Here is a 22,941-nt window from a genome sequence, read left to right as displayed (position 1 = left end):
ATTTTTTCTAATACGTGATCGAATTAATTTATCGTTCAAGTTACTAATCTTGGGGAAAGGTCAAACAGTCTTTAAACTCAACGGAGGATATTATGATTCAAGGAAGCTGTCTGTGTGGTTCAATTAAATATGAAATCTCAGGTGAAGTAGGGGGCATCGTACATTGTCACTGCCCAACCTGCCGAAAAGCCCATGCCAGTGCTTTTTCCAGTGTGGTTGCGGTGCAGGATGAGGATTTCACGCTGCTTGATGGAGACACATTGAAGTTTTATGAGTCCTCTCCTGGTAAACAGCGCTTTTTCTGTTCAAATTGTGGTTCCCAGATTTATGCTAAAAGAGAAGGCACACCACATATCGTGCTTCGTTTAGGGTGCCTGGACAGTGATATAAACGCTCAAGAGAAAGAGCATATATGGGTGTCTCAAAAAGCAAGCTGGTACGATATTGATTCGGACTTGCCTAAGCGAAATGAGTTTTCGTAATTCACGAGCGGTATTCACCAGAGAAAAGATCAGTATAGTTAATGAACCTATGCGCATGTCTGCTCTGTACAGGTCTATACTGATCATCAACCTTTGAGCCCATAATGAGCTTATGAAATTTCTTCGACTTACATCCGTTTTTATCTCTTTTCTCATTGTTTCGATGGCTATCTCGGCAGAGCCTTCTGAGCGTCAGGCGTTTGTGACGGCTCTGGTAAAAGCGGCCATTGCGCGAACAGAGCAAAACGTTACGTACGACGGTTCGTATTTTTCCATTCCTTACCCAAATGGTGATGTTCCTGAACATATTGGCGTATGTACCGATGTAGTGATTCGTGCTTATCGAGCGTTAGGTGTTGATTTACAGGTGCGAGTGCATGAAGACATGAGGCGGAGTTTTAATGCCTATCCGTCAAAGAGGATATGGGGATTAACGACGACAGATAAGAACATTGATCATCGTCGAGTACCTAATCTACAGACTTTCTTTGCTCGGCACGGTGAAACGTTAGCTGTCTCGTCAAACCCTAAAGAGTATTCTCCAGGAGATTTGGTCACTTGGATGCTACCAGGCAATCTCCCGCATATTGGTATTGTCTCCGACAAGGTATCCGCAATCACGGGCAATCCGCTCATCGTTCATAATATCGGTGCTGGCCCGAGTCTCGACGACATGTTGTTTTCTTATAAGATTACAGGGCATTACCGTTATAGACCCCAAAACTAGTTGTGCTTTACTCAATATCACTTTGCCCTTGTTATCGCCTTTCTTGTGACAGATCCCTGATATTCCAAAGAAAAGTACTTTTTGGTTTACATAAGAAATTAAAAAGCTTTATATACAGTGCTTGTCTCCATCTAGAACGTCATTTATAAAAAATAAGGAATGACGGTTTGCTGTGTAAGAGGTTGTCTTTAGGGAATGTCTGAAACGAATACGTATGAGCATTTGGTACATATCAAGTCACATAATGAGTTGGGTTTGTATGAGTTGATTCCTAATGTGGTTTGGATCTTCGATTTGGACAAACATGGTTGGTGGTGGGGCAATCCATCGGCCGTTGAATTCTGGGGGTTAAACTCGTTACAGGAGTTGATCGATAAAGATCTCTCTGAAGATACCCAAGGTGCTCGAGATCGAATTCTTCAAACCTTTGAGTTAGCGGCAAAAGATGGATTAACCGTCGATCCGTGGACTACGTATCCAAACGGCAAGCCTAAAACGTTATTGATGATGCACCGCGCTGTCTTATTGGGCCCGAAGAAGCATCGAGGGATCATTGCTTACATTAACGATCAGGTGAACTTAGGTGAGCAGCCTGAGAACTTGCTGTTGATGGAAGCCATGCGTTATACGCGAGTACCTGCTACGACTTTTGCTTTGGACGGAACACCGATCGTTGAAAACCCTGCCGCTACGGAAGCTTATAATCATTTATTGAATCAACCATTACCCGAAGGTATTCCTCCTTTTGTGGCTCGTTTTGCGGATGTCGAGGAGGGTGAGGCATGTTTTGAAAAAGTCCAAGCCGGTGAAGAAGGGCGTTGGGATTTCATCATGCAAACCAGTGCAGGCCCACGACGTCATAGCTTGGATATTCGACGGACTCGACATCCACTGAACGGTGAGTTTTTGTTTCTTATGGTGGAGTACGATTTCACCGAATTGTATGACGCACTTGAAGAGGTAAAAGCGTCGAGAGCTCGGTTGCATGATATTGCGATGAAGGACACGCTTACCGGTGTTTATAGTCTCCATTACATGCAAGAAGCGGCAAAGACTGAAATAGCCCATGCTTTGAGACACAATCACACGCTGCGACTCATGTTTATTGATCTTGATGGCTTTAAGTCCGTAAACGACTCTTTAGGCCATGATGCAGGGGATGAAGTACTTCGCGAAGTGGCTCGTCGGGTTCAGACGCAGATTCGTAATGAAGATCTGTTAGCCCGCATCGGCGGCGATGAGTTTGTGGTGCTGTTATCTCAAGACAGCAGCGATGAGGAAAGTGCGGCTGTAGCCACTAGAATATTAGAAGCGCTAAAAGCATCCATCTGTGTTTCTGATAAAGAAGCGACAGTGACGGCGAGTATTGGGATTGCCAGTTGCCCTGATCAGGGGAAGGATCTGGAAGCCTTACTCAAAGCAGCGGATGATGCTATGTATTCAGTGAAGAAGAGAGGCAAGAATGGCTTTGCTTTTTCGGACAAGATTTAAGGGCAAGGGATAAATGAATAAAGCACGCATAAAGTGGATCGCTTTCCGGTCTTTAGTTTGTTGCTCTTTGATGGCAATTGCTTCCATCAACTTCGCTGATGAAGATCATTTACGCATGATGGTGCTAGGGAACTATTTGCTTATAGGCAAATCCCCGGATTCGACTCAAACCTATTATGGTAAGATTCAAATCCATTCTGAGGGTGATGCAATGGCCGTTGTGCGAGATATAGATGGTGTGATTACAAAGGGAACAGCAGCCATTGAACCAGCGTTAGCAGGTGACGCCAGAGTGTTACGAATTCGATTTACAGAAAGCGGTGTTTATTATGAAGAAACCTGCTTGATCTCAAGTGATTTGGATAATTATGCCAGGATTAGCTGTTATTTGTATCAACCGTATATACAGACCGACAATCCGGGTTTAGAGGCTCTTTTTTACGATCATAATGCAAACTGAACCTCTTACTTTCTTTCATCCTATAACGACTGGCTGTATTTGAATCGGAAGTCGTTGTTGAAACCCTAAGTGAATAGCGAATATAATGAGAATTGTTCTCACTTGATCCTTATTTGCTGTTACAGGGTTATCTATGTCCTCTGCTATTTTGGCCTCAGACCAAGAGCGCATCCAATTACAAATTCATGAACTTTATAACGAACATGCCGGTTGGCTGTTTAGTTGGTTGCGTGGAAAACTCGGGTGCTCCTATCAAGCCCAGGATTTAAGCCATGATACGTTTGAGCGCTTACTCAAAAAACAACAGTTATTAGATCTTTGTGAACCTAAAGCGTTTTTGACAGTGGTAGCAAAACGAGTATTGTCCAACCATTGGCGACGAGAACAGTTGGAACGAGTCTATCTGGACGTGTTGGCAGAAATGCCGGAGTCTTTTGCGCCGTCTGAAGAAGAACGCGGTATTCTGCTAGAAACCCTCACAGAAATTGATCGATTGTTGGATGGTCTGCCGGTGCCAGTAAAACAGGCATTTCTCTATGCTCAGTTGGACGGCATGACCCATCAGCAAATCGCTGAAACGCTTAATGTCTCTGTGTCTACAGTGAAGCGATATCTCGTTCGTGCAGGTGCACATTGTTATTTTGCGATTCAATTTGATTTTGAATAAGACCGTATGACAATCGAGCGCAATACTGCTGAATCCAGCCGGGCGTTGGACAATGATACGTCGGATATCCCGCATGCTATTGCTATTCAAGCTGTGGAGTGGAGTGTGGAACTCCAGGGTAGCCCGAAAAACTCACGGACTGTTATTCAACAGATTTCACAATGGCGGGCAGAACATCCGGATCATGAGCGGGCATGGCAGCACATCCAATCGGTGAATAAGCAGTTTGCCTTTATGCGAAGTTCAACGGGTAAGCGGCTAGCTCATACCTCTGTCGTTCATCCTGCAATGCATTCTCGTCGTGAAATGATAAAAGCCTTATCTGTTTTATTTTTTGCTGGTGGTGCCGGATGGGTTGCGAAACAAGAGTTACCTTGGCAAGCCTGGGTGGCAGATGTTTCTACTGGAATTGGTGAGCGTACGGAGTTAAAGCTTGCATCCGGAGGCTCGGTTCAACTCAATACGAATACATCTCTTAATGTTCAGGTAAATGCAGTTGAAGAATTGCTTACCTTGCTGCAAGGGGAGATCATGGTGCGTATGATTCCCGATAACGTGTCGATGCATACAGGTCGGCTGCGGATTGAAACTGACCAAGGTTCTTTGCTTCCTGACGATGCGGAGTTTTTGGTCCGACATCAACGGAATTTCTGTGATCTGTCGGTTTATTCCGGTGCGGTGGATGTGATTCCATCGGACAATCATCTTGCGAAACAGCGCATCATTGCCGGAGAACAAACCCGCTTTGATCGTGCTTCTGTGTCTACGGCTTTAAAGCTCGATCCAAATGCCAAGGCCTGGACTCAAGGCATGATTGTAGCGAAGGGTATGCGATTTGAGGATTTTCTCAATGAAGTGGCTCGCTATCGAACTGGCTATGTACGCTGCTCGCCGGACATTGCTAACCTGCGGGTTTCTGGTACCTATCCGCTTGGGCATAGTTTAAAAGCGGATACAGATCGAATTTTCAGAGCGGTTGAGCAATCCTTGGGCGTAAAAGCACATTATTTGACCCGATATTTTGTGTCGTTTCAGGCTGCAGCTTAATAGCTCCTGAATTCAAATATACGTGAATCACTCACTTTTAAAAAAATTGAAATTTTTTGACCTCTTTTGAAATCTCGCGGGACATAGAGAGTAAATCCCATTTATTTTCTTTGCACACCTAAGGATTAAATCTCTATGTTGATCTCCCAATCAGGCTGTTTGAAGGCCAGAGGCCTCCTCAAAAAACCAAGCAGAACTTTGTTGAATCAGGCTCTAACTATAGCGTTAGGTGCGGCCGTGCCAGTATTGGCTTTACCAGAGATGGTTCGAGCTGATGCATCCAATTTGGCCGGCACGTCACTATCACAGTTAAAAATGCAATTTAATATTCCTGCAGGTTCATTAGAGACGGCATTGAACACTTTAGGGCGTGATACAGGGATTTTACTGTCTTATTCGACTGCGTTGACCACTGGTAAAGTAAGCCAGGGATTGGAAGGGCTGTATACGGTTGAAGATGCTTTGAACTTGCTACTATCAGACTCAGGCCTTAGAGCTACTCGTTTGGACGACGGAAGTTACGCTCTGGAGATAGCGGAGTTGTCTGTGTTTTCTGAACAAGAAGTGCAAGTAATCTATGGCACGGTATTAAGTCGCTATGAATTTGATGAGGCGGAGTCGGCTACCGGATTTGTTACCGACGTTGATAGCTTGCCTCGTTCGGTGCAGGTGTTGCCAGAGCAGTTAATCCTTGATCAAAATGCTACTCGTTTAACCGACGTACTTCTAAACGCAGCAGGCGTCACTCGTACCGATGGTTTTGGTGGTTCTCAGGATGATGTCATCATTCGAGGGATGGATAATAATCACTTGTTTGTGGATGGAGCCCCAGTCAGTAGCCGAACCAGAATGGATGTTGCCAACATTGAGCGTGTGGAAGTGGTAAATGGGCCAGCTTCTGTTCTGCACGGACAAGTCAGTCCTGGCGGGTTAATTAATATCATTACTAAGAAACCTCAGAAAGACAGTGCGCACTCAGTTCAGGCCGACTGGGATGAGCATGGTCGTCAGAAGTTAGCTATTGACAGTACAGGCAGTCTTTCTGATAAGTTTCAGTATAGAGTGATTATCGCGAGAGAAGATTCAGAATCTTTCAGAGAAGTAAAAACGGAAGAGGGAGCCACTCCTGCAAACACCGAAATTTACAGCATCTCCCCATCCATCAGCTTCACACCGGACGATCAGAATACCTTTACTCTTCGCTTAGGCTACAGCGATCAAAACGTACCGATCGACCGTGGAACTGTAGCGGTGGATGATGGTAACGGTAATATCTCCGTTGCCAGACTTCCGATTGAGCGTCGACTAGGCAGTGAATTCAGTGAGCGAGACGGTGTAGAAAAGCGTGTTCAGTTCGACTTTGATCACGAGTTTGATAATGGCTGGAAGAACCAATTCAAAGCTGGATATTACGAAAAAAGCTTCGATGAGTATCAGGCTCGTCCGACCTATGGACTGAATGGTGTACCAGCAAATTTCCTACAAATTTTGGGGTTGATTAATTCTGGTAGCGTCCAGTCGAATGGCTTGTTATTGCGCACGGCGGATTCGAATTTGAATACCCAGGAAGACGATTTGTTCATCTCCAACAGCATAAGCGGTGATTTCTTTACTGGTGATGTTGAACACCGTTTATACGTTGGTGCGAACTATACTGTGCGAGGCGCTCAGCGTGATAACGGCTTTGCTTTACAAGACATTACGGGTGTTTTCTCACCCGCGCCATTGTATTCGCTGGATCTTGATATAGTTGACATATATGAATCGACTCGGCCTACCTACAACAAACGAGCGCAGACGGTAGTTCATGATATTGATGACACCTACACCGAGTACGGTGTATCTATTCAGAATATCAGTTACCTGACGGATCGATTGAATCTGCTTGCCGGTCTGAGATACGACCACTTTGAATTGGAAAGTGAAACTAACATCTTTTATGGCGATGGTCCTTTCGGTGGGACTTTCGTGCCTCTGGCCACACCAGAACATCGTGAAATTGACAGTTCTAACGACAATATCAGTGCACAACTGGGGGCTTTGTATGAACTTACCGATGGTATTTCTTTATATGGCTCTTTCTCGGAATCGTTCTTACCTAACTATCCAGATGTGACGTCAAGCTCTCAGGTTAGTGACAGAGACTTTGATCCTGAAGAAGCTTCGCAATTTGAAATCGGTATTAAGTCGAGCTTTATGGACGATAAGTTGCGAGTTACCGCCTCAGTGTATGAGCTTACTCGAGAGAATGTTTTGACTGTCGATAATAACTTTGTTGCTCGACTCAATGGTGAAGAAAAGTCGAAAGGGCTTGAATTGAGCGCAACCATGCAGTTCATTCCGGGATTGAACGTGTTAGCCAGTTATACCCATATAGACGCTGAAATCGTCGATGATAATGACGACAACAAAGACAATGAAGGTAATGCACCAAAGAGCGTACCGGATAATAAAGCACGCGTTTGGGGATCGTATGAAGTTCAACAAGGGAAGTTGGCGGGATTAGGTGTTGGGTTTGGATTGGAGTATGCCGATGAGCGTCAGGGCGATGATGAGAATCGATTTACTTTACCAAGCTATACCATTTATGACACCGCAGCTTGGTACTACGTTCCTTTCATTGCAGATAGTAAATTAAGACTGCAGGCTGGTGTTAAGAATCTGTTTGATAAAGAGTATTACCCTGCGTCCATTAATGCTTTCCGAATTAATGTAGGTGAACCTCGCACTGCCTATATGACTGCACGACTGGATTTCTAGAAATCACGTTCTTTTTCTTACGTTTCAGCGATACCCGAGTGCCAGGGTATCGCTGATTTTTGATGCTCTACATTGACTGCAATGAATCTAAGCTTCAATCATGGTTGCGTTGTAGCTCTGTGCCAGCTTTACATTGATAGATCGAATAGATTTCGTGCTCATTTAGCACTAAACCAGACAACAAAATCATCTGTTTTACAAATCACTACAGACTTATTTTTGATTGATGATGCGTGTTCGTTTTTAATGCCCTCTGGAATTCGAATGAGGAGTGGGCGGTGTTAAACGCGTTTCGTGCAGTAAGTTTGTTAGAAGGTTTGTCTTACCTACTGATTTTAAGTGTGACTTTGGGCTTTATCAGTCGTGACCTAGTATTTTATCTGGGCATGACGCATGGAGTCTTGTTTCTTCTATATCTCGTGATTTCCTTGGCGGTTGCACAGAAACAGCAATGGTCTGTTTTTGTTTGGCTCGGAGCCTTTATCGCTTCCGTTATACCGTTTGGTTTCATTCCTTTGGAAATGTATTTGCGTAAGTCTCAAAGCGTTGAGGCTGAAGCTGAGCTTGTTTGAATTAAGCCAAGCTCTCCTGACATCTGCTGTCAGTACCCGCCTTTATGATTGTTCTTCTTTAAATAGAGGAATGACTCATGCTATTACACGAAACTATGACTGATCTTGGCGGATTGGAGTTTGCTACCTTCAAACTTAAACCTGGTGTGTCAGAGGACAAGTTGATCGAGCTGTCGAAATGCGTTGAAGAGCGCTTTCTTAGTCAGCAAGATGAATTGATTTTGCATTGCTTGGTTCGTGGTAAAGACGGCGTCTATGCAGACATTGCCATGGCGACTTCGCAACAGAAAGCCGAAGAGTATTGCCAACAGTGGCTGCAAGACGCAACGGCGCTAGAATATCTGGAACTGATTGATCATGAAACGGTGGATATGACCTTTTGGTCGAGAATCAACTAGTTCATTATCCTGCAAAGACTTCAAACTAAGGTTTGTCCATGCCCTAACCAATGGTATGTTAGAGGGAATGTTTAAGAGATTCCTGCATTGGAGAAAGGGTATGCTGATTAAGGATAATGACACTCGCTACGGAACGGTTAGCCGTATTTTGCACTGGGGGATGGCGTTGTTGATGCTGGTTCAGCTCCTTAGTGCGACTGCACACATGTTGTTTGATGAAACGCCCTTTGAAGAGCTCCTTTGGCCCACCCATAAACCGGTAGGTTTCCTGCTTCTTGTTCTCATTGCTATTCGTATCTGTTGGGCCTTAACGAATCGTTATCATCGTCCATCGTCTGTGAGTTTATCCGCCAAACTAGGTCATATTGCTTTGTACGGTTTATTAGCTGTCGTCCCTGCATTAGGTTTGCTTCGCCAATACGGTTCCGGTCGAACCTTTGAGCCTTTCGGGTTTCCTTTGTTCAGTGGTTTTGAAGGCGACAAAATCGCGTGGATGGTGCAGCCTGGGAACTTACTTCATGGTTGGCTTGGTTGGATTCTTTTCATGATGATAATTGGCCATATTTTTATGGTGATTTGGCATAAGCGAAGTTCAACGGATGAAGATGTGCTACCAAGAATGTGGCGCTAGTGGTTCTCAGTCTTCAATGTACCGGTTCTCGAAGTATTAACTCTTAATCAATTGATTCTTAAAAATATTCATCCAAGGAATGGATTTCTTCTATGAACAAAGTTGTTTCATCCAATAGAACGCGTCTAAAAACCCTTATTGGCAGCTTGGTAACGCTTGTTATTGTTGTGGCATTTTCGCTATCCAGCGATAGCGTGAATCGTTACTTGCAACAGATCAGTGCCTATCAATGGGATAAAGTGACAGCGGAGTTGATCAACCCTGAGGGCGACCCACTAAAAAGCTTTAAGCTGGTAGATCAGCGATATCATCTGAATTTCCGCTACCAATATCAATCAACAGAGTACCGTGGTCATCTGGTTTCCTTGGCCGTTCAAAATGATATGTCTTATAAAGAATGGCGACGCATTGCCCATCGGGTTCGGTTTTGGCATGAAAAGGGAACGCTAAAGGCTTATGTGAACCCTCGGAATCCAAGTGAAGCCGTGTTAGATCCCGGTTTAAATATCAGTGATGCTGCTGTGGTTTTAGTCATGCTTCTGGTTTTTGCCTTTTCATCGCTTTGGGGGGTTTACAGTTCATTACGTGGATATTCGTCAAACAGTGCCAGATCTCATCAAAAGGATGGCGTTTCAGACAACTCATTAACCATGGTTTTTCTTTGTTGTATTTTGGGTGTTGCTTTAATGGTGTTGCCTGTTGGTGGCGCGTTTGACTGGGATAGCGATATTTCTCTCAGCGGCATAATAAACTTAGCGATGGTGACACCATTCGTTTTGTTTGGTGCGACGCTGATGTACTTTTCATACAAGATGTATCTTGATTACCGAATTCTGGGGCCGGTTAAACTTAATATTGTCGATGATGCTTTACTTAAACAGATGGGGGTTCTTGAAGAAGGGCTCGCACTTGCACAGAGAATTGTAGGCGGCCACTTTCATCTTGATGTAAATGCTGTAGAGCCCTTGGAAGTTGAACTCGAATGCGTTCATGTTTACTCAAGCGATGATAGTAATTCGGTGCACAAAGACGTGATCTGGAAAGAACGTCGACGGTGTCGTGTTGAGTTTATTAATGACTTCAATCAACAAGGCTATAAGGTCTCGTTTCTATTTGCTCTTTCTGATGATTTACCGGGTACAGGGCGGTATTCAGGCTATCGAGGTCGAATAGAGTGGAGTGCCTCATGCTCGGGGAAGGTAACGCCGAGATATTCATCAACAAGTATTCCTTTTGCTCGTTCATGGATGATTCCTGTTGAAGTAACGTCGGATGAAAGTTCAGAGTCTCGGTCTGAAATAACTCAAGAGTCTTCTCGTAAACAGACAGCGTTATCTGATTTACAAAGAGATATGCCAGTGGTTGCTGACCCTGAAATTCCAGTGGTTGGTGCTAAGCAAACTCTGGATGTAGTGCAAGATAGGAAGGGAGTTCATGTGGTTAGCTCTGGGAGGTATGCTCTCTGGGTGAGAGTTCTTTCTCTGTTACCGGGTGTGGGAATCATTGCATTCAGTGCCTTTGTTGCTTTTGTAGGGTGGTTACTCCCTGAGATTGGATTGATGATTGCGGCGGGTGTTGGTGGAGTGATTGGCTTAGTGGTTATGTTGTTCGGGGCTATGTTTACAGGAATGACGCTTAAAACCACAGCAGCTCCTAATGAGCTCAAGAAAAGGCACTGTATTTTTGGCATCCCTGTTAAGCAAAAAAAGGTGGTCACGGAAACAGCGGATCAATTGACGCTGGAGTATCGGCCTCTTATGAACAGTGACCCTGAGGGTTTTGGCGTTGTTCGCTATTTGGTTCATATCAACAATAAGGTAGAAATAGTAGCTCAAGGTTTTAGTACAAAGTGTATGGCGGAAACTATGCTTCATCAGTTACGAGCGCGCTTATAGTGTGGTCAGAGATACACCCTGTTTTACTATCGTTACCACGGCTTTTGTAAGTTATTGTCTTAAGTACATGTATGAATCATTTGAACGAACTCTTCAGTTAGTTGGAACTGATGGTCACAGAGTTGTTTTTTCTGAATTCTCTTAACAAATTCTGTCATCGCTGAGCTTATGCATAAGTTGTTTTCGTGTTGAGCTTTTTACTTAGCTTTCGATTTTGCTTAAAAGAGACGAATTGTTAGTTCGGGTGTAGGTAATTAGCTTACTGTGACTTGGTCTAATTACCTACATTTAATTTTAAACTTAATTGTCTTTTATTCTGATTTATATAAATAAATCTATTTATAGATAAAATTGTTTATAAATAGATTTGTTTTCTAATTGTTATTCAAATGTTGAGATTATATTTCCACCAATTTGGGGCATTGGATTAATTATATTTGAGTATTTGTCTTCCAATAAAATGGTCGATTGGCTATTAGTAAACTTAATATTATGTATCTTGCTCCAATATAGTGCGCTTCCGGAAAAATTATTTTGTGGAATGCTATTTAAGTGTGCAAATCTAGATGGTGTCAATGTAAAAGCTGAAGTGAATTCAGATAGTTGAGTTAGCTTTTGGTGCTGCTCTTGATGCAATGTATATCCCTTGTCTGGAAGTGTTGATGCCAACATAACAATGGGTGTCAATGCAAAGTGACTATAAAAAGAACTAAGTTGACCTCTTCCTATCTCATTTGGAAAGTAAGCAGTATCTGTGGTTGGGTCTTTCTCAGCTTGATCTAAGCTAAATACCAGTACTGAGTAAGCCCAGTCTGTTAGATCTCTGTCTGATGTAACTAATCCTGTGGCCGCGGCTGCCCAAGCTGCCCAGTAGTCGTGATTGTTCACTTTTTCCTGTGAGGTGAATGTTCTTGGGTAATAGTAGCTAATGTTGTCGTACATAAGCTGCCTGATCCAGCCTTGAGCGTTTGCGCTGGGTTCCCATGAGTGATCTGATTGTTGCTGTGTTTTGAAGATTGAACTGGCAATCGTCGATATGAACCAGCTTCGTACAGCATAGCCTGTGTGGCTGATGTCTGATGTTTCCAGCGCATTTCTACTTGCCCATAGCTCAAGCCATATGTCCATACAATTCAATGCTATCTGTTGTTTGCGAGTGTCGGAACTCGAAACATAGTAGTCGCTGATTCTGCTTATATAGAAAGCAAACTTATTCAAGTGTTCTTGGATTAATTCTGATTCAGGGTCGGGAGTTGAGGGTTGAGAACGCGTTGGATCGTTCGGGTCATATTTACTCATGATGCTTAAATGACCTTGATAAGCATCAGTTGGCGTGTGCGGACATACAGTATTTGCATAGGTATATCCAGCTAATAGGGAATAAATTACGAAAAATAGGATTTTAATTTTCATCTTACTCGCCTTGTTTTAATGAATTTAAAATAAGAGGTTTGTCAATAAGGCGGTAATTTAATAGTTGGGGGGGGATTTCAGTAGTTAGAAATTGATTATTTATTGAAATAAATGTGAATTAAATGAGTAATTTTGTAAAAAGAGCACTTACTTCGAAGAAAATAATTGCATGTCAAATATTTTTTTGGTTGGTATGAGGTTTTGTGAGTTATTTTTAGAATTTGAATTCTAAAAATAATAATAAATTCGTATGGGATTTTAAAAATCGTGCCGGATAATTTAAATAATTGTTCCATATATGAAATGGATTGTTTTAAATTTAAATTGAGGCAGGTTTAAGAATGGATATCAGTATATTTGGTCTCGGTTATGTCGGGACCGTTTGCGGCGTTTGTCTTGCTAACAATGGTCATAACATAATTGGCATTGATGTTAGTGATCATAAAATAAATCTCATCAACCAAGGACTCCCTCCAATTGTAGAAGCTGGTTTGGCTTCTTTAATCTCTGACGTTGTTTCCAACAAAAAGTTCACTGCTTCAAAAGATCATGAACAAGCTGTTTTAAATTCAGAAATTTCAATCGTTTGTGTAGGTACACCTAGCCGTGTTGATGGCAGTTTAGATACACGCTACCTAGAAGAAGTCTGTCAGCAAATAGGTAATGCCTTAAAACTTAAGAATAATTATCACTTAGTCGTTATTCGCAGTACAGTGCTGCCGGGTACTGTTATGGGTCAGTTGTTGCCCATTCTGGAAGAATTCTCTGGGAAAAAAGTCGGAGAAGACTTTGGCTTAGCAATGAATCCTGAATTTCTACGTGAAAGTACCGCGATAGAGGATTTTTACGAGCCTGAGATGACGGTCATTGGTGAATATGATCAGCGTTCAGGAGACATTCTTGAGTCAATCTATGAAGGGATTGATTCGCCTGTCATTCGAAACACTATCGAAGTTGCAGAGATGATCAAGTACACCTGCAATGTTTGGCATGCTACAAAAGTTGCCTTTGGTAATGAGATTGGAACCATCGCCAAAAACGTAGGTGTTGATGGTCGAGAAGTGATGAAGATCGTCTGTGAAGATAAGAAGCTCAATATCTCTTCGTACTACATGCGACCTGGCTTTGCTTTTGGTGGCTCTTGCTTGCCAAAAGATGTGCGTGCATTGAATCACTTAAGCCGTCAGAAAGGTATCAAAACCCCGCTCATTAACAACCTCATGCACAGTAATGAAATGCACGTGGATAACGGTTTCCGAATGATTACCGGATTAGGTAAGAAAAAAATCGGTTTCCTTGGAATTAGCTTCAAAGCAGGGACTGATGATCTGCGTGAAAGCCCATTAGTTGAACTGGTTGAGCGTTTGTACGGTAAAGGCTACGACCTCAAAATTTACGATAAAAATGTGGATTACGCCCGTTTGCATGGTGCGAATAAAGAATACATAGAACATGTTATTCCTCATGTCGCGAACTTGTTAGATCAGGACATTGATTCGGTTATTGACCATTCAGATGTCATCATTCTTGGTAATGCTTCGAAGGAGTTTGAGGCTGTTTTAGAAAAAGCCAATGGTTCAAAGAAAGTCGTAGACCTGGTTGGGTTTATGAATGATCCATCCTGCGAAAATCGTCTTGGAATTTGCTGGTAATCCCAGCATTCGAGAAGAGATGACTATGGCTTCTTCTTTGTTTGAACGCAGGTTGAGTTTGGACGCAATCCAAGGGATTGCTTCCAAGTTCTTTGGCTGGATGTGTCTTTTTGGGCTGATTGCCATCTTAGCCAGCTCTGTTGATCTCATCTATTTGGACCCAGACCACACCAAGTTCATCTTCCTAATTGGTGCGGTTGGACTGTGGCGATACAGCAATGCTGTGATGCATTACCTACGAGGCATGTACTTTCTGCATTGGCGATTTCCCAAGATGCGGGCTGAAGTAGATGCTTCAGGCGATGAATTTCTGCCTTCTCATATTTACATGGTCGTGACGAGCTTTCGTATTCCTCCAGAAACCACTTACAAGGTTTACCGTTCAGTCTTTCAGGAATGCCAACGGTTATCTGTTCCTGTGACCGTAATTGTGTCTATCGTGGAAAAAGCGGATGAGCGATTGATTCAAGAGATTATGGAAGCAGAAGTCTCTGACCCTGAACAGGTAAAACTCATTGTCGTTCGAGCCAGAGGAACGGGGAAACGAGATGGCCTTGCACATGCTTTTCGTGCTCTATCGCGGCAAATGCCGGATAGAAACTCTGTGGTTGGTGTAGTTGATGGTGATACACAATTACTTCCTGGTTGTGTTGAAAATGCAGTGAAGTTTTTCGGCTATCTGCCAACTGTGGGTGGGATTACGACGAACGAATTTTGTGAAGTGGAAGGTGGCAAGTTCATTCGTGAATGGCACACCATGCGCTTTGTTCAGCGTCATATCAATATGTGTTCGATGGCCTTATCTAAACGCGTTATGACTATGACAGGGCGGTTATCTTTCTTTAGAGCTGAAGCCATTGTTGATGCTGATTTCATTAAAGATGTTCAAGCTGACTTTTTGAATCACTGGCGACTAGGTCGCTTTCAGTTTTTAACCGGGGATGACAAGTCGTCTTGGTTCAGTTTGATGTCGCAAGGCTGGGACACCTTCTATGTGCCAGATAGTGACACCTTGACGATCGAGCATCCACCCGACAGCAACTTCTTCCGAGCAACGCGGCAGTTAATGTATCGCTGGTATGGAAACTCTTTAAGGCAAAATTTCAGGTCTGTGAAGTTGTTAGGTTGGCGCCGACTTGGGCTGTTCACCACCTACGTTCTATACGACCAACGAATTTCAATGTGGACGTGCCTATTAGGACTGGTAACAACCTTTATTGCAGCAATGCTCTACAGCGTAGATTTCTTACTGGTTTATCTTTTATGGATTGCCATCTCTAGAACCATAGTAACGCTGCTGTTTTTGTTTTCCGGTCATAAGGTAGATCCCATGTATCCACTGGCTCTGTATTACAACCAGATCGTCGGCTCGGTTATGAAAGTTTACTCGATGTTTCATATGGATCAACAGAGCTGGACTCGTCAGAAAACTAAGTTGGACAGCGGCTCAGGAAATATCGACAAACTACTGAATTGGTGGTCATCAAAAGTAATGCTGTTCTCATCAATATCTATTTTCTTGGGTGTTGTGGCTTTGATTTTAGATTTCTCAAATATTAGTTAAGAAGGAATGTCTTTATGGCAACGGAAAGTGCTGTTAATTCAGTAGTTCATGAAGCAATTGATGAACGTCAGCATATACGAGTAAAGGTGCCTGCATTAGTTACCTTTACCGCCAATAACAAACTCGTTGAATCTCAGCTGGAAGATATCTCTTTGGGCGGAGCTGCGTTTATAACTGAGGTTAAACTGACTCAGAACCAGCTCCTAGATATCACCATTGAGTTCAAATTGGCCGAATTCAATCTCGATTTACCATTGAAGGCAAAGGTGATCTCCCAGCAACGTGAAACCAAGATCAGCTTTGTTGATGTGGAGCCTAAGCAACTTGATACGCTCAGATACATTATTTCATCTTATATCTCAGGTGATCTTGTTTCTGCGAATGGTGTTCTGAATGTTGTTCAACGTGAGAACCTGATCAAGCAGAGAAAAGTCAAAGCGGATACTTCACGGGGCTTTGCCGACCGATTCAAAGCACTGTCAGGCACTCTCGCGTACTTTGCTGTCGGTTTGACCATTGCTTCTTTGTTGTTAACTAAGCTCTATGCCTATTTCTTTGAAATTAAAGCAACGACAGCAAGTGTATCTTCTGATGCCTTTATTATCTCCATGCCGAGTAATGGTTATGTCGATTTTATGGTCGAAGGTGATAAAACCAAAACAGGCGATCCAATTGCGACCATCTCTAGCCAGCTAACTACAAGCTTTAATACGCCTGAAGATTTGAAAGCCCTATCGGATATTTCGGATCAGGATCTTCAGCTGATCTTGGGCAAAGCTCTATTAGAGACGGTCATTGCTTCCCCTTGCGATTGCTTTGTTTATTACCCAAAGCAGAGCGTAGATAAGTACGCTTACAAAGAGCAAGAATTGATGCATTTATTACCTCTCGATTCTCCTTTGTATGTCAAAGCAACGGTTCCATTTGTTCGTATTGATGACTTGAGCTCCATCCATGGGGTTTATCTCAGAAAGTTCGGTGATGAAGAGAGCGTTCCAGGAAAAATTCTTAAGTCGGAAGTTGATGAAGAAACCGGTTCTTTGATTTTGTCGATTGAACCGTCATTGCCATATTCACCAGCTGATTATCTGAAACCCGCAGAAGTCATTATTGATACAGGGTTTGGCCTAGGTCACATGAATTGGTCTCAAGCTCAGTAGTTTTTGAGGATGATGTTTCAGGATGATTAAGAAAAACACCCGTCGATTACTTCTATTGTTGATCAGCGTTGCACTGAGTTCAGCGGCATATTCTGATGTCATGGGAATGACGGATATCCGCTATCAGTTACATCAAGACGATCAGGCTAACTTAGAAGCGGATATTCGAATTCTTGCCGAAGCTGGTTCTTCGTCTGCCCAAGTAATGTTGGCCGATGTGTTGGCAGAAAACTCTAATGTTGAGTCATTAAAAGAGGCGAGTTACTGGTATCAACAGAGTTATCAAAAAGGTCGAGGTGTCATTCGATCCATCACTTCTTTAGCGCGACTTTCGGATCAGTACGATTGGCTAACGGATCTTAACCAGCAATTTTACAGCAACCTCAATGAGTCCTTTTTCTTTGAAAAAAATGCTCAAACTGTCATTGCTGGTTTAGAGATCTTTGTTACTTATCCTGAACTCTTTTCTGAAACTCGGATAGATCAGCTAATTTCATTACATGACGGTGTTTGTATTGAGGATTGTCAGGGTAAACTCTATAAAGCTGTCTCATTGGCTTTCTTTGAAAGCATGGACGCTGCTGAACCTTTCTTTGTTGATGCATCCAAAGACAGCACCCGTGCAATCCGCATTTATTTTGATTCTCTTCCCGAAGAAGGGAAATTCACTCGATTTTCCCAGTTTGCTAATCAACTGAAAAAAGACATTGATTCAGTTGATACCGCTTCGAAGCTATCTATTGCCAATCGTTTACGCAGTTTATCTGAAGAGTTCAACCAGGAAGTGATCTTTTGGCTGGATCAAGCCATCGACGGTGGTTATCAGGAGGCATATTCGGTGCGTGCTGAATACATGTTGTCTTTTCCTCTTAATTTTTCTTATCCAGAAACTCAAAAGATTATTCAGCAGGTTTCTGCCACTGAACCTCAAAAAGGACAGCTACTTGAAGCGTCTCTTTATATTGTTAGGGAGTGGAAGAAACTACAGCCTGATAAAGCGTATGGCATTCTGGCGAAATTGGACTCTGAAGGTGTACTTGAAGCGACCATAGGGTTGGGTGACTTGTATAGCATGGGTGGATTGGATCAAGTTGATCAACCACAAGCCATTAAAACCTATTTAAGAGCCGCTGAACGCGGTAGTCCGGTTGGTTATCAAAAGATTGCCAACATTTATCGCGGTGGACGGGGCATTGTGAACGATAAGTCCAAAGCCTTTGGTTACAGCAAACTTGCGTCGTATTTGGGCAATGACGCTTCTGATGTGTTCTTGGAAAGTTTGACAAAAGAGATGCAGCTGGAAGAGTTGAATGCCGGTGAAGAGGCATATCAGAAGTACCTCTCACTGTATGTATTGAGAGAGGGGGCGAGTTTATGAAGTTCTCTCTAATCGCTATCTATTTCTTATTTTGGGCGTCCAGTTTTGTACGGGCTGAAACTGAGTTTGAAAATTTTGTTCTACAAGATACGCATAAGGTTGTACTTCAAGGGAACTACTTCGAGCAAGACACTCTGAATGAAGAAGAGTCCTTCAACTATAGCTTCAAATACGATGGTTCTTACTTATTTTCGATTCCAGGTTTGGATTGGCCTACGTGGGATGTTTTCTTCCGTCCTTGGTTTGTAGCCAGTTCGTCAGAAGAAATCTCAGATTCATTTTCCTCTGGGCAACAATTCGAAGGTGTTTATCTTGAGGCGCGTGAGTTCTATGTAAGAAAGAACCGTTTGTTTGATTTACCTTCTGTGAGCTTAACAGTAGGGCGCCAACAGTATTCTGATTATTACGGTATTTGGTGGGATGACAGTATTGAGTCAGTCAAGTTTGAATTTGATAAAACGCTGTATGGAGGCTTTCTGGCTCTAGGTCAACAATTCTATAACTACAACACCGATACTAATGAACTCAATAATGATCAGAAAGATGTGACTTATCTGTTTGGTGAGTTGTGGTTCTTAACTGGTCCTTCTATTCGTAGTGGTATCAGGGCATTTGGGCAGTATGACCATTCTTATGACCATGATTTGGAAGTCTCTGATTTTGAAGGCGTGAAACTTGGCTATTTCTTTGATGCTCATTCGCAAATAAACGATGAGCACGAGCTTTTCTTTTACAGCGACTTTTCCTTAATTAATGGTGAATACCAGCATATCAATTCAGGTTCATCCTTCATTAATGCAGACCAAAGTGTACAAGGCTGGGCTTTTGTTTCTGAGATCTATGACCAATTTAGACTAGATCGCCATCGTTTCAAAGTGGGTGTTCGAGTCGGGATGACAGACAGTCCTGAGAACCCATTTTCAGGGCATGCCTTATCTCCAGTACAAACTGATCGAGTGAGTAAAACCGGACAATACAGTACCGGCCTATCGGGCACTATGGTGAATAACAATTTATCCAATATTCGTTTTTTGGGTGTCATGGCTGAGTATCAGTTAGATGACAGAAGTCATATCGAGTTTTTAGCCTTTGATATGGAAAAACGAAACGCTGAACTTGATTTAGCGGTAAGTATTGGTGATGCCTATGCCAACGGGGATGGAAAATCCATAGGCCAGTCGTACGAAGTGTTCTATTTCACGGAGTTGTTTCCTAAGCGAGTTCGTGGAAGGGAGTTAGGAATTGATCTGCTGCTATCAGCAGGTTTCTTTAATGGTGGCGATGCTATTCAAGGATCACCAGATGATTACCGAGTTTCTGTCGGATTGAATGCGACGTTCTAGGGAGTGATTAGGCCGTGATTTTTACATCAAATATATTCCTGTTCTTGTTTTTACCCTTTTATCTATTGATGTATTTTGCATCAAAAGCCTCTTGGCGTTCTTTTATTATTGTGCTGGGAAGCTATAGCTTCTACGCATGGTGGCGTCCTGATTTTTTGCTGTTATTCATTGGAATAACCTATTGGAATTACGTCTTTGGCCTAAAAATCCATAAGTTAAGGGATGAAAATAAAAAAGCCGCGTTTCGTTGGTTAACGGTAGGAGTGATCGGTAACCTGGCAACGCTAGGTTACTTCAAATACGCCAACTTCGGGGCAGAGGTATTAGCTAATGCGCTCGGTCAATTTGGTATCAATACCTTCACGCTTGAACATATCATTCTACCGCTTGGGATTTCGTTCTATGTCTTCCAGGCACTAAGTTATATTGTCGATATTTACCGTAAAGATGCTGAACCTACTCATCGATTTGTAGATTTTGCGGCCTTTATATCCCTGTTTCCTCAGTTAATTGCTGGCCCCATTCTTCGTTATCGGTTGATTGAAAAGCAGCTTAGAGAGCGAACCCATTCGTGGGAATTGTTCTCTCTGGGAGCTTGCCGTTTCATGCTCGGTTTCACTAAGAAAGTTCTTATTGCTGATTCTATTGCGCCTCTCAATTCTTACATTATGAGTGCCTCAGAGCCGACCATGATGGACGCATGGATTGGCTGTTTAGCGTCAATCGTTCAACTGTATTTTGACTTCTCCGGATACAGCGATATGGCTATTGGCCTGGGAATGATGATGGGCTTTAGATTCGCAGAGAACTTCAATCAACCCTTCTTGGCGATGAGCCTTACTGAGTTCTGGCGTCGTTGGCACCTGACTTTATCCGAATTTCTTCGCGATTATGTCTATATACCGATCATTAATACTGGTCTTGTAACTGCGCTGTTGGCTTCTTTCTTAACCATGCTGCTATCGGGCCTTTGGCATGGAGCCAGCTTTTCGTTCATTTTCTTTGGTGTCTATTACGGCTTCTTTATGGTGATGGAGAAGGTGTTAGGGATTACAACCAACATTACCTCGCCGTATAGCTTGTGGCGTAACTTGCTGGCAGTAGCCATGGTGGTGATGTCGATGCCGTTGTTTATCACCGGAGACACCTCGCATTCATTAGAGATCTATGCCGGAGCATTTGGCTTAAATGGAATAGGGTCTTTGAGCCCAATCATTCTTGGTACGTCTCAGATGACCTTAGCCTTCCTGGTTGCAGGCCTGATTTGGGTCGTCATCACTGGTTTTATGAATCGTCGTTTTTACGCTCTTAAACAAGACGTGTATTTCATGAGCCATGTATCAGGACTGCAGGCCGTATTTTTATGGGGCGCTTTTCTGTTGGCAATTACCAAGCTTTCAGCAAGCAGCTTTTCACCTTTTCTGTACTTCCAGTTCTAGGAGCACGTTATGTTTCCGGTCATGAAAGAAGCACACAAAATTAACGGTTACTTATTTGTGATCATGTTGGTTCTTATGGTGATTTACTCATTACCTAAGATTGTAACCTATGTTCAAAAAGACATTGATGCTCTAACTCTGTTCTTTGATGGTCAACTGGCTCGTGATTTTGAACAGGATTATGACGAAAGCTTATTTCTGAGAGCTGTTTCCATCGAAGGGTGGGCGAACTTCAGGTACTTCTTATTCAATGAAGGCTTGGACGGCGTCGTTATCGGCAAAGATGACTGGCTATTTACAAAAGAGGAATTTGGCAGCCTTGAGGCAGCAAGCAATCATATTCCATCACTTGTCGGTCAAATAAAGAAGGTTGAGCAGATATTAGAAGAAAACGGCAAGAAATTGGTACTTCTTCCTGTGCCAATGAAAGCGACGATTTATTCTGAGTATACGCCGTATTTTGTTCCTGAACCTTCGATCGATATTTACCAGTTATTTGTTGAACAGTTGGTGAAAGAGAATGTTGCTCATTCTGCCATTAAAGATGTGTTTGTTTCTAACAAACCAGCAACGCAGTTATTTCTGAAAAAAGACACGCATTGGACTCCGGCAGGGGCTCAACTCGCAGCACAAACCTTTGTTGCTGACTTTCCTGAACTGACTGGCGAGATCAGTTACGTTACTCAAAAATCCACTGATAAGGATTTTTCTGGCGATTTACTTAATTTCGTCAAAGTCAGTGCTTGGGCTGCGCCCGACTTAACCCGTGGTGAAGCGCTTCCAGCTTTACAAACCCTTAAAGCAAGTAATGAACAGGACGAAGCATCTTCGCTCTTTGGTGATGAAGCGGTGTCTGTTGCACTTGTCGGTACCAGTTACACGGCCATTGATGATTGGAATTTTCCTGGCTATATGCGTGAAGCATTGCAGCAGGACTTGATTTCAGTGGCGGTAAAAGAAAAAGGACCATTAGTCGCAATGGATCAGTTTCTTGATGGGGCGTTATTACAAGACCCTGATATTGAATGGGTGATTTGGGAGTTCCCGGTTCGCTCACTTATTCAAAAAAATAACGATAAAAATTCATGGCAAGCCATGATGGATTCAGTTTTTTAGGAGCTCTGAAATGAAACACCTACTTTTACTTCTTGTTTGTTCATTGTTATCGCTGAACTCGGCAATGGCCGAGGACGGCAATGCAGCCTTATACGATGTTACTGCACCTGCTGATTCGGCTTTTGTTCGAGTGTTTAACGGCAGTTCAAAAAGTGTATCCGTTCAGTTAAGTGCTAAGTCGGCAGCTCAACAACTTTCTGCTTACAAGCTGGGTGAGTATTTGTTCACTGCAGCAGGCGCTGCAAAGTTAACCGTTGATAGTGTGGTTCTGGATTTGCCACTAGAAAAAAATCAAGTGCTGACTTTTTTCTATGACGGCTCATCCCTCAAGCCTATACAAGATGAACGCTATCAAGGTGCTAAAAAAGCACATGTCACTTTTTACAATTTCACTGCGAAACCTCTTTCATTAAAAACGGTAAATGGCAAACACGCGGTGGTTAAAAAAGTGTCTGCGTTTGAGAACGGCACTCGCCTAATTAATGAAATCAAGATGGCATTTTCAGCCTATGAGGACAAAAACAAATTGGCTGATTTTGATGAAAGCTTTCTTAAAAAAGGGCGTTCGTACAGTTATGTGATTTTGGCTGAAGGCGACAGCTATCAGACGTTGGTCCAGCCAGATTTAATTTCGACGATTGAGTAATTGGATTGTATTTCGGGGAAGGTCAGCGACAGCGATGAAATATTTTTTAAGATTCGTCCTATTGCCTCTTTTATGTCTTTCGAACTCGGTATTTAGCGCC

20 protein-coding genes are annotated in these 22,941 nt (G+C 42.8%); 19 read left to right on the top strand and 1 reads right to left on the bottom strand.

Annotated elements, in window-relative coordinates; all coding sequences use genetic code 11:
- The first annotated feature begins 92 nt into the window (after nt 1-92).
- From ACFOEK_RS19905 to ACFOEK_RS19855, 11 genes are all read left to right on the top strand, one after another.
- Nucleotides 93-482 (top strand): GFA family protein, encoded by a 390-nt coding sequence (locus ACFOEK_RS19905; protein ID WP_386723239.1) that lies wholly within the window; start codon nt 93-95, stop codon nt 480-482.
- A 112-nt stretch (nt 483-594) separates the two neighbouring features.
- A complete protein-coding gene (locus ACFOEK_RS19900) occupies nt 595-1,209 on the top strand; it encodes a DUF1287 domain-containing protein (RefSeq protein ID WP_386723238.1) in 615 nt (204 codons plus the stop codon).
- 195 nt (nt 1,210-1,404) lie between these two features.
- A complete protein-coding gene (locus tag ACFOEK_RS19895; protein WP_386723237.1) occupies nt 1,405-2,700 on the top strand; it encodes a diguanylate cyclase in 1,296 nt (431 codons plus the stop codon).
- Nucleotides 2,701-2,713: 13 nt separating this feature from the next.
- Nucleotides 2,714-3,160 (top strand): hypothetical protein, encoded by a 447-nt coding sequence (locus tag ACFOEK_RS19890; protein WP_386723236.1) that lies wholly within the window; start codon nt 2,714-2,716, stop codon nt 3,158-3,160.
- A 133-nt stretch (nt 3,161-3,293) separates the two neighbouring features.
- Nucleotides 3,294-3,827: a sigma-70 family RNA polymerase sigma factor gene (locus ACFOEK_RS19885; RefSeq protein WP_386723235.1), complete on the top strand. Its 534-nt coding sequence runs from the start codon at nt 3,294-3,296 to the stop codon at nt 3,825-3,827.
- A 6-nt stretch (nt 3,828-3,833) separates the two neighbouring features.
- Nucleotides 3,834-4,874 carry a FecR domain-containing protein gene (locus ACFOEK_RS19880; protein ID WP_386723234.1) on the top strand — a complete coding sequence of 347 codons (1,041 nt, stop codon included), beginning with the start codon at nt 3,834-3,836 and terminating at the stop codon, nt 4,872-4,874.
- A 237-nt stretch (nt 4,875-5,111) separates the two neighbouring features.
- Complete coding sequence (locus tag ACFOEK_RS19875; RefSeq protein ID WP_386723233.1) at nt 5,112-7,634, top strand: TonB-dependent siderophore receptor; 2,523 nt, start codon at nt 5,112-5,114, stop codon at nt 7,632-7,634.
- 278 nt (nt 7,635-7,912) lie between these two features.
- Nucleotides 7,913-8,206, top strand: coding sequence for a DUF3817 domain-containing protein (locus tag ACFOEK_RS19870; RefSeq protein WP_386723232.1), 294 nt, complete (start codon nt 7,913-7,915; stop codon nt 8,204-8,206).
- Nucleotides 8,207-8,283: 77 nt separating this feature from the next.
- Nucleotides 8,284-8,604 carry a hypothetical protein gene (locus ACFOEK_RS19865; RefSeq protein WP_386723231.1) on the top strand — a complete coding sequence of 107 codons (321 nt, stop codon included), beginning with the start codon at nt 8,284-8,286 and terminating at the stop codon, nt 8,602-8,604.
- Nucleotides 8,605-8,704: 100 nt separating this feature from the next.
- Nucleotides 8,705-9,235: a cytochrome b gene (locus ACFOEK_RS19860; protein WP_386723230.1), complete on the top strand. Its 531-nt coding sequence runs from the start codon at nt 8,705-8,707 to the stop codon at nt 9,233-9,235.
- A 92-nt stretch (nt 9,236-9,327) separates the two neighbouring features.
- On the top strand, nt 9,328-11,130 hold the full coding sequence (locus ACFOEK_RS19855) for a DUF3592 domain-containing protein (protein WP_386723229.1): 1,803 nt from the start codon (nt 9,328-9,330) through the stop codon (nt 11,128-11,130).
- A 381-nt stretch (nt 11,131-11,511) separates the two neighbouring features.
- Here ACFOEK_RS19855 and ACFOEK_RS19850 read toward each other — a convergent pair whose 3' ends face one another.
- Nucleotides 11,512-12,543: an alginate lyase family protein gene (locus tag ACFOEK_RS19850; RefSeq protein ID WP_386723228.1), complete on the bottom strand. Its 1,032-nt coding sequence runs from the start codon at nt 12,541-12,543 to the stop codon at nt 11,512-11,514.
- A gap of 341 nt (nt 12,544-12,884) precedes the next feature.
- On the opposite strand from ACFOEK_RS19850, the gene ACFOEK_RS19845 reads away from it, so the two are divergent.
- Genes ACFOEK_RS19845 through ACFOEK_RS19810 form a run of 8 tightly spaced genes read left to right on the top strand, consistent with a single transcriptional unit; the run spans nt 12,885 to nt 22,841 of the window.
- Nucleotides 12,885-14,195, top strand: a complete 1,311-nt coding sequence (locus tag ACFOEK_RS19845; protein ID WP_386723227.1) for a nucleotide sugar dehydrogenase — start codon at nt 12,885-12,887, stop codon at nt 14,193-14,195.
- On the top strand, nt 14,155-15,759 hold the full coding sequence (locus ACFOEK_RS19840; protein ID WP_386723226.1) for a glycosyltransferase: 1,605 nt from the start codon (nt 14,155-14,157) through the stop codon (nt 15,757-15,759). The genes ACFOEK_RS19845 and ACFOEK_RS19840 overlap by 41 nt, the downstream gene beginning before the upstream one ends.
- Nucleotides 15,760-15,773: 14 nt before the next feature.
- Nucleotides 15,774-16,919, top strand: a complete 1,146-nt coding sequence (locus tag ACFOEK_RS19835) for a PilZ domain-containing protein (RefSeq protein WP_386723225.1) — start codon at nt 15,774-15,776, stop codon at nt 16,917-16,919.
- Nucleotides 16,920-16,941: 22 nt separating this feature from the next.
- On the top strand, nt 16,942-18,297 hold the full coding sequence (locus ACFOEK_RS19830) for a hypothetical protein (protein ID WP_386723224.1): 1,356 nt from the start codon (nt 16,942-16,944) through the stop codon (nt 18,295-18,297).
- Nucleotides 18,294-19,640: a hypothetical protein gene (locus ACFOEK_RS19825; RefSeq protein ID WP_386723223.1), complete on the top strand. Its 1,347-nt coding sequence runs from the start codon at nt 18,294-18,296 to the stop codon at nt 19,638-19,640. The genes ACFOEK_RS19830 and ACFOEK_RS19825 overlap by 4 nt, the downstream gene beginning before the upstream one ends.
- 14 nt (nt 19,641-19,654) lie before the next feature.
- A complete protein-coding gene (locus ACFOEK_RS19820; protein ID WP_386723222.1) occupies nt 19,655-21,079 on the top strand; it encodes an MBOAT family O-acyltransferase in 1,425 nt (474 codons plus the stop codon).
- Nucleotides 21,080-21,088: 9 nt separating this feature from the next.
- A complete protein-coding gene (locus ACFOEK_RS19815; RefSeq protein WP_386723221.1) occupies nt 21,089-22,195 on the top strand; it encodes an alginate O-acetyltransferase AlgX-related protein in 1,107 nt (368 codons plus the stop codon).
- A gap of 10 nt (nt 22,196-22,205) precedes the next feature.
- A complete protein-coding gene (locus tag ACFOEK_RS19810) occupies nt 22,206-22,841 on the top strand; it encodes an alginate O-acetyltransferase AlgF (protein ID WP_386723220.1) in 636 nt (211 codons plus the stop codon).
- The last annotated feature ends 100 nt before the right edge of the window (nt 22,842-22,941 follow it).

It is taken from the genome of Litoribrevibacter euphylliae (assembly GCF_042646085.1).
Lineage (GTDB): Bacteria > Pseudomonadota > Gammaproteobacteria > Pseudomonadales > Litoribrevibacteraceae > Litoribrevibacter > Litoribrevibacter euphylliae.
The sequence above is the reverse complement of the archived record's forward strand: the minus strand, read 5'-3'. Positions and strand labels throughout refer to the sequence as shown.